Origin of the sequence: Rhizobium sp. UBA1881 (assembly GCF_002338015.1) — a bacterium.
Taxonomy (GTDB): Bacteria; Pseudomonadota; Alphaproteobacteria; order Rhizobiales; family Rhizobiaceae; genus Rhizobium.
Map to the genome: position 1 here is coordinate 23626 of NZ_DDHH01000071.1, position 6294 is coordinate 29919.

Below are 6294 nucleotides of genomic sequence, written 5' to 3' on the forward strand. Positions count from 1 at the left end.
GCGACATGCTTAGGCGGCAGTCCTAATGTTCGAAATCAGGTATTGAAGCGGAAGTGGATGACGTCGCCGTCCTGGACGACGTATTCCTTGCCTTCGTCGCGGCCCTTGCCGGCTTCCTTGGCGCCGACTTCACCCTTGAAGTTGATGTAGTCGTCGTAGCCGATGGTGAAGGCGCGGATGAAGCCGCGTTCGAAATCGGTGTGGATGACGCCGGCTGCCGCCGGGGCCTTGGTGCCGCGGCGGATGGTCCAGGCGCGGGTTTCCTTGGGGCCGACGGTGAAATAGGTGATCAGGTCGAGCAGGTGGTAGCCGGCGCGGATCAGACGGTCGAGACCGGCTTCCGTGAGGCCAAGTGCCGAGAGGAACTCGGTGGCTTCTTCTTCCGGTAGCTGCGCCACTTCGGCTTCGATCGCAGCCGAGATGATGACGCATTCCGCACCCTGCTTCTCGGCCATTTCGGCAACCGCCTTGGTGTGCTCGTTGCCATCAACGGCATCGCCTTCGGCGACGTTGCAGACGTAGAGGACCGGGTGCGAGGTGAGGAGGTTGAGGCCCTTCAGGATCTCGATTTCCTCAGGCGCCAGCGTCTTCAGGAGAAGACGGGCGGGCTTGCCTTCGTTGAGGAGCTTGATGACCGCTTCCATGACGGGAAGCTGGGCCAGCGATTCCTTGTCCTTCGATGCGGCGCGCTTGCGGGTCTGCTCGACGCGGCGCTCGAGGCTTTCGAGGTCGGCGAGCATCAGTTCGGTCTCGATCGTGTCGGCGTCGCCGACAGGATTGATGCGACCCTCGACGTGGGTGATGTCGTCATCCTCGAAGCAGCGCAGCACGTGGACCACGGCATCGACTTCGCGGATGTTGGCGAGGAACTTGTTGCCGAGGCCTTCACCCTTGGACGCGCCGCGCACGAGGCCGGCGATGTCGACGAAGGAGATGCGCGTCGGAATGATTTCCTTGGAGCCGGCGATACCCGCCAGCTTCTGCATGCGCGGATCGGGAACGGCGACTTCGCCGGTGTTCGGCTCGATCGTGCAGAAGGGATAGTTCGCCGCCTGCGCCGCCGCCGTCTTGGTGAGTGCGTTGAAGAGGGTCGACTTGCCGACATTCGGCAGACCGACGATACCGCATTTGAAGCCCATGGCTGAAACCTGCTGTTCTTGAATTCCTTGGCCGTGCGTATGGGGTAAAAGCCGCCTCCGGGTCAAGCTTTTCGAGCGATCTTGCGTGATCAAAGCGGCTTTGGCTTGAAAGCGGCGCTTGCAGTGCAATATATTGTGGAGGCTGAGCACCGCTCGCCCTCTTTCCTGTCATCAACGGATGAACTGCCCGATGAGTGACAACGATGTCGCCCTGAAACCGAAAGTGAAGTCCAAGCCGAAGCTCGATCGGCCGAAGCTCTACAAGGTGATCCTCGTCAACGACGATTTCACGCCGCGCGAATTCGTGACGGCGGTGCTGAAGATCGTCTTCCGGATGAGCGAGGAGGCCGGATACCGGGTGATGATGACCGCGCACAAGCTCGGCACCGCCGTGGTGGTCGTCTGCGCCAAGGATATCGCCGAGACCAAGGCCAAGGAGGCCATGGATTTCGGCAAGGAAGCGGGTTTCCCGCTGATGTTTACGACAGAGCCCGAGGAATAGGCTCAGACGCTTCTTCTGATCTGGAAGCCCGTCTTGTTCTGCACGAAGCCGCAGCTCTCGTAGAAGCGATGGATGCCGGGATCGGTGCGGCCAGTGAGCAGCATCACCTTGTAGCATCCTGCCTGCCAGGCGAGCTCGATCGCATGCGCGATCAGGGCGCTGGCATAACCGCGCCGGCGATGCGGCGTTGAGGTTGCAACGTTTTCGGTCAGCGCATAGGGCGCGCCGCCGCGGGTGAGGTTGGGCATGATGATCAGCGTAACGGAAGCCGCCAACGCATCGTCGGCCACGCCCACCAGGACGCGCATGCCGGGATGGGTCAGCATGGACGTAAAGCGCTCCTGCGCTACCATTGGATCGATGGCGGGGTCGCTGGGGTTCATGTCCCTATAGAGCGCGAGAAGCGCTGCGAGGTCTCCCGCTTCGGCCGTGCGGATCGCGAGAGGCGAGGGGGACATGGTCAGTCTTCCTTGTTGCCGAACATCTTCTTCAGCATTTCGGCCATCGGTCCCGTCGTCGGCAGCTTTTTCGGCTGGGCGCTGTTGCGGGCCTGATGGATGTGCGATTTGCCGGCAGGCTTCTGAGCAGCTGCGTTCGCATTGGCAGGCTTGGCGGGCCTCGGCTTGTCCTCGTCTTCCTTGCCGCCGACGGCGAGCGCCAGCTTGTTCATCAGCTGCGAATCCTCGCGCTTGACCAGCATCTCGAGATTGTCGGCGAGCGCGTCCAGCATCGGTTCCAGCCACTGCTGGTCGACCTTGGCGAAATCGCCGAGCACGTAGTTGTGCACCAGATCCTTGTTGCCGGGATGGCCGATGCCGAGGCGCAGGCGGCGGTAGTCCCTGCCGCAATGGGCATCGAGCGACTTCACGCCGTTGTGGCCGCCATGGCCGCCGCCGACCTTGATGCGGGCCTTGGCGGGCGCGAGGTCGAGTTCGTCGTAGATGGCGACAATGTCGGATGGCTGCAGCTTGTAGAAGCGCATGGCCTCGCCGACGGATTCGCCAGACAGGTTCATGTAGGTCTGCGGCTTGATCAGCAGCACCTTCTCGCCCGCGATCTCGACTTCGGAGATTTCGGCCTTGAACTTCTTCGACCAGGGCGAAAACGAGTGGCGGCGGTGGATGGCGTCCACGGCCATGAAGCCGATATTGTGGCGGTTGCCGGCATATTGTCTGCCGGGATTGCCGAGGCCGGCGATAACAAGCATGGCGCGTTCATTCCTGGACGTTTCAAGTTCTCAAGCACGTTCACCACCGCGAAACGGCGCGGAAGTCAAGCGCAAGCGTGTCTATCGTGGGTAAAATCAGTTTTGGAGATGCAGGCCATATTTGGCGAAGATCGCGCGCTGCGTGCCGTCGGCGATCAGTGCGTCGAGCGCCTGCTGCATCCTGGCCCTGAGATCCTCGGGAAAGCTCTTTTCGCAGGCGATGCCCAGCGATTGGGAGGAGAGCGTGGCGACACGCACGAGGGGTTGATCGACCTTGAGCTTCTCGAAGTAGACCTCCGAGATCGGCATGAGGTCGATGCGGCCGTTCATCAGCTTGCGCAGCGTCGAGGGGAAGTCGCTGGCGATATCGACCTTGGCGTAGCCCTTTTCCTTCAGCAGTTTCTCGGTGTAGTCGCCGCGATGCGTTCCGATGACGTAGCGCCGGGTATCGTCCAGATCGGTTTCGCGAATGCCCGAGGAAGCGGTGGCCACGAGAATGTTGTCGTCCACCAGCAGCGGCTCGACCCATTTGAACAGCTTGTCGCGCTCGGGGCTGTGGGCCGTGGTGAAGAGGCAGGTCATCGGGGTTGCCTGGGCGGCGGCATAGGCGCGGGTCCAGGGCATGATCTCGATATGCATATCGATGCCTGCCTTCTGCATCAACAGCTCGACCTGCTCGACCGATGCGCCTTTCAGGGTGTCGCCTTCGCGGTAGCTGAAGGGCGGGTATTCCTCGGTGACGAAATTGACGCTGGCGGCACGTGCCGGAGCGGCGAGGGACAGGCTCAGGAGAGCGAGAAGCAGCAGTGGTTTGATCATCTCGGCTTCTCTTTTGCTTTTATGAGGCGCGGGCGAGCGTGTGCGCATCCGCCAGCCGGCTTGCCAGCTGGTCGACGGTCTGCGGACGGTGGAAGAGATAGCCCTGGCCGTAGTCGAGCCCCATCTCGCAGAGCGTGTGGCATTCCTGCTCGGTCTCGATGCCTTCGGCGATCACCGTGCAGCCCATCTTGTGCGAGAGGGTGGTGATGCTTTCGACGAGCGTGCGGCTCTTCTGCCTGATATCCTCGTTGGCATCATTGATCGAGCGAGTAAACGACTGGTCGATCTTGATGATGTCGACGGGGAAGCGGTTGAGATAGCTGAGCGAGGAGTAGCCGGTGCCGAAGTCATCGAGCGCGATGCGGCAGCCGAACTGGCGCATGTCGCTGACGATCTTGCGGATTTCGGGGTTGTTGTGCATCAGAACCGCCTCGGTGATCTCGACCACGATCCGCTCGGGGCGAATGTTGTGGCGCATGAGCAGCGAGGCCAGACGTGCGGGCAGCGACGGCTCGAACTGCAGCGGCGAGAAGTTGATGGCGAGGTAGCTGTTCTCGAGGCCCGGCAGCGCCGAGAGCGTCGCCAGATGCTCGATCGCCTTCTCCATGATGACGTTGCCGACTCGGATGATCTTTCCGGTCTCTTCGGCGACGTTGATGATCGCGGCCGGTGCCATCAGGCCCTTCACCGGGTGATTGAGGCGCATCAGCGCTTCGAAGCCGGCGACGCCGCGACCGTTGAGATTGACGATCGGCTGGAGGAAGGCCGCGAACCAATCCTCTATCAGGCCAATCTCGATGCAGCTTTCGATCTCGGCGCGGGCGCGGGCGTGATCGACCATGCCGTTATCGAAGTGCTGGGCGCCGTTCTTGCCGTCACGCTTCTTGGCATACATCGCCATGTCGGATTTCTGCAGCAGTTCGGCCGCATTGTCGGCGTGGCGCGGATAGATGGCGATGCCGACGCTGGCGCTCAGATGCATGTCAGTGCCGAAGGGCTCGTTGAAGATGGAGGCGAGCATCTCGGCCATCAGGTCGGCACGCTCGGCGGCGTTGCCGGATGGCAGCAGGATGGCGAACTCGTCACCGCCGAGGCGCGCGGCTACATCCGTCGGCGCAAGCTTGCTTTTCAGGCGGCCGACGAATTCGCGCAGCGCCTTGTCGCCCTCGGCGTGGCCGAGGTTGTCGTTGATCCACTTGAAGCGGTCGAGATCGACGAACAGGCAGGCGAGCTCCTGGTTGGCGGCGTCGGCCTCGCGGATCTTGCCGTCGAGCACGGTCTCGAAGCCCTGGCGATTGAGAAGGCCCGTCAGATGGTCGGTGATCGCCTGCTTGTGGTTGCGCGCTTCCGAGGCCTTCAGCGCAGTCACATCGGTCATGACGGACAGCGACAGGCCGCCTTGGCCGCCGGTGGCAGCCTTCGATTCCAGGATCAGCACGTCCATGACGCGGCCGTCGGCGCAGAGGAACTTGACGGTGACATCAACAGTCGCGCCGCCATTCAGCTCACCCTTGCGGCCGAGGAAGGCGCCCCGCGTGTCCGGGGTGACGAGATCGATGAAGCGGTTGCCGATGATATCGTCGCGCTCGTAGCCGGTGGCGGCGAGCCAATAGTCGCTGACGGCGGTGATGTGGCCGTTCTCGTCGAGCGAGAAGAGCATCGCGGGCGTCAGATTGTAGATGTCGATGGCGCGGCGGTGCGCGAGCTTCAGCTCCTGTTCCTCGCTCTCCAGCTTGGACTGCATGGTGTTGAAGCTCTTGGCAAGGCGGCCCATCTCGTCGTTGGAGCGCCAATCGACATGATGGCGCGAGCCGAGCTGGCCGGTGGCCTCGATGGCCGCGATCAGGCGCATCAGCGGGCGAACGAGGACGATGCGGTTGCCGATGAGGGCGGCGCAGAAGACGATGAGGACGGCGAAGACGAAGATCGACAGGAAGATGATCTCTTCATTCTTCAAGCCGGAAAACAGGCCCGGCGCGGGATAGAAGACAGAGATCGTGCCCAGTTTCTTCGGGCCGTCGAGCGTGGTGTAGGTGATGGCGTGCGATACTTCGACCAGTTCGCCGTCGTAGGAGGCGGGGATCGTCGACTGGGTGACGTCAAGCTGGCCGGATGCGTCGCGGACCTGAACCTTGACGATGGTGCCCTGCGAGACGACTGCGGCGCTGATCTGCGCGACGCTGTCCTCGTCCAGATCCCAGAGCGGCTTTGCCAGCGCCTGCGAGTTCGCGACGAGAAGAACGGAGATGTGGTCGCGGATTTCCTTTTCGGCGCGTCCCGAGGACAGGAAAAGGAACAGAACAAAAAGCGGGGCTACGAGCAGAACCAATGCGGCGAACACGATTCCTAGAAATCTGTTCTGAACGGAATTATGCATTTTCCTGCGTCTGCCCCTTGCCGCGAAATTTCTTCGTTCAGAACAAAACCTGCTCTGGAACGATGGGGCATGCTTCCACGAAATGTCTTAATCGAAGTTGAAGCGCTTATCTCTGTAGAAATGAAAAGACCCGCTTTCCGGAGAAAGCGGGTCTTATACTTTACAAAGCGTTCAAGCGATCAAAGGATCAAGCTTCAGCTTCGCCAGCTTCTTCTTCTTCTTCCGATACGCCAGCTGCCGGAGCAACGAT

General features: G+C 61.6%; 7 protein-coding genes. 2 read left to right on the forward strand and 5 right to left on the reverse strand.

Going from position 1 to position 6294, the window contains the following annotated elements; all coding sequences use genetic code 11:
• Positions 1–35 precede the first annotated feature (35 nt).
• Positions 36–1139: a redox-regulated ATPase YchF gene (gene ychF, locus B3605_RS08180; RefSeq protein ID WP_018897382.1), complete on the reverse strand. Its 1104-nt coding sequence runs from the start codon at positions 1137–1139 to the stop codon at positions 36–38.
• A gap of 190 nt (positions 1140–1329) precedes the next feature.
• On the opposite strand from ychF, the gene clpS reads away from it, so the two are divergent.
• The gene (gene clpS, locus B3605_RS08185) at positions 1330–1641 is read left to right on the forward strand and encodes an ATP-dependent Clp protease adapter ClpS (protein WP_018897383.1); all 312 of its coding nucleotides are present in this window, start codon (positions 1330–1332) and stop codon (positions 1639–1641) included.
• A gap of 2 nt (positions 1642–1643) precedes the next feature.
• Here the strand turns inward: clpS and B3605_RS08190 are convergent, their stop codons facing one another.
• The 4 genes from B3605_RS08190 to B3605_RS08205 form a co-directional block, all read right to left on the reverse strand.
• On the reverse strand, positions 1644–2099 hold the full coding sequence (locus B3605_RS08190; protein ID WP_112941069.1) for a GNAT family N-acetyltransferase: 456 nt from the start codon (positions 2097–2099) through the stop codon (positions 1644–1646).
• Positions 2100–2101: 2 nt separating this feature from the next.
• A complete protein-coding gene (gene pth / locus B3605_RS08195) occupies positions 2102–2848 on the reverse strand; it encodes an aminoacyl-tRNA hydrolase (protein WP_112973178.1) in 747 nt (248 codons plus the stop codon).
• Positions 2849–2944: 96 nt separating this feature from the next.
• Entirely contained in the window at positions 2945–3664 is a 720-nt protein-coding gene (locus B3605_RS08200) for a substrate-binding periplasmic protein (protein ID WP_112941111.1), read from the reverse strand.
• A 22-nt stretch (positions 3665–3686) separates the two neighbouring features.
• On the reverse strand, positions 3687–6044 hold the full coding sequence (locus B3605_RS08205) for an EAL domain-containing protein (protein WP_112941067.1): 2358 nt from the start codon (positions 6042–6044) through the stop codon (positions 3687–3689).
• A gap of 69 nt (positions 6045–6113) precedes the next feature.
• Here B3605_RS08205 and B3605_RS08210 point away from each other — a divergent pair.
• On the forward strand, positions 6114–6294 hold a 181-nt coding region (locus B3605_RS08210), incomplete at its 3' end, for a hypothetical protein (RefSeq protein WP_296433500.1).

What these genes read in the sequence shown, in the direction of transcription:
- ychF (WP_018897382.1), bottom strand. Translation starts at nt 1,139, where the DNA reads ATGGGCTTCAAATGCGGTATCGTCGGTCTGCCGAATGTCGGCAAGTCG.
- clpS (WP_018897383.1), top strand. Translation starts at nt 1,330, where the DNA reads ATGAGTGACAACGATGTCGCCCTGAAACCGAAAGTGAAGTCCAAGCCG.
- B3605_RS08190 (WP_112941069.1), bottom strand. Translation starts at nt 2,099, where the DNA reads ATGTCCCCCTCGCCTCTCGCGATCCGCACGGCCGAAGCGGGAGACCTC.
- pth (WP_112973178.1), bottom strand. Translation starts at nt 2,848, where the DNA reads ATGCTTGTTATCGCCGGCCTCGGCAATCCCGGCAGACAATATGCCGGC.
- B3605_RS08205 (WP_112941067.1), bottom strand. Translation starts at nt 6,044, where the DNA reads ATGCATAATTCCGTTCAGAACAGATTTCTAGGAATCGTGTTCGCCGCA.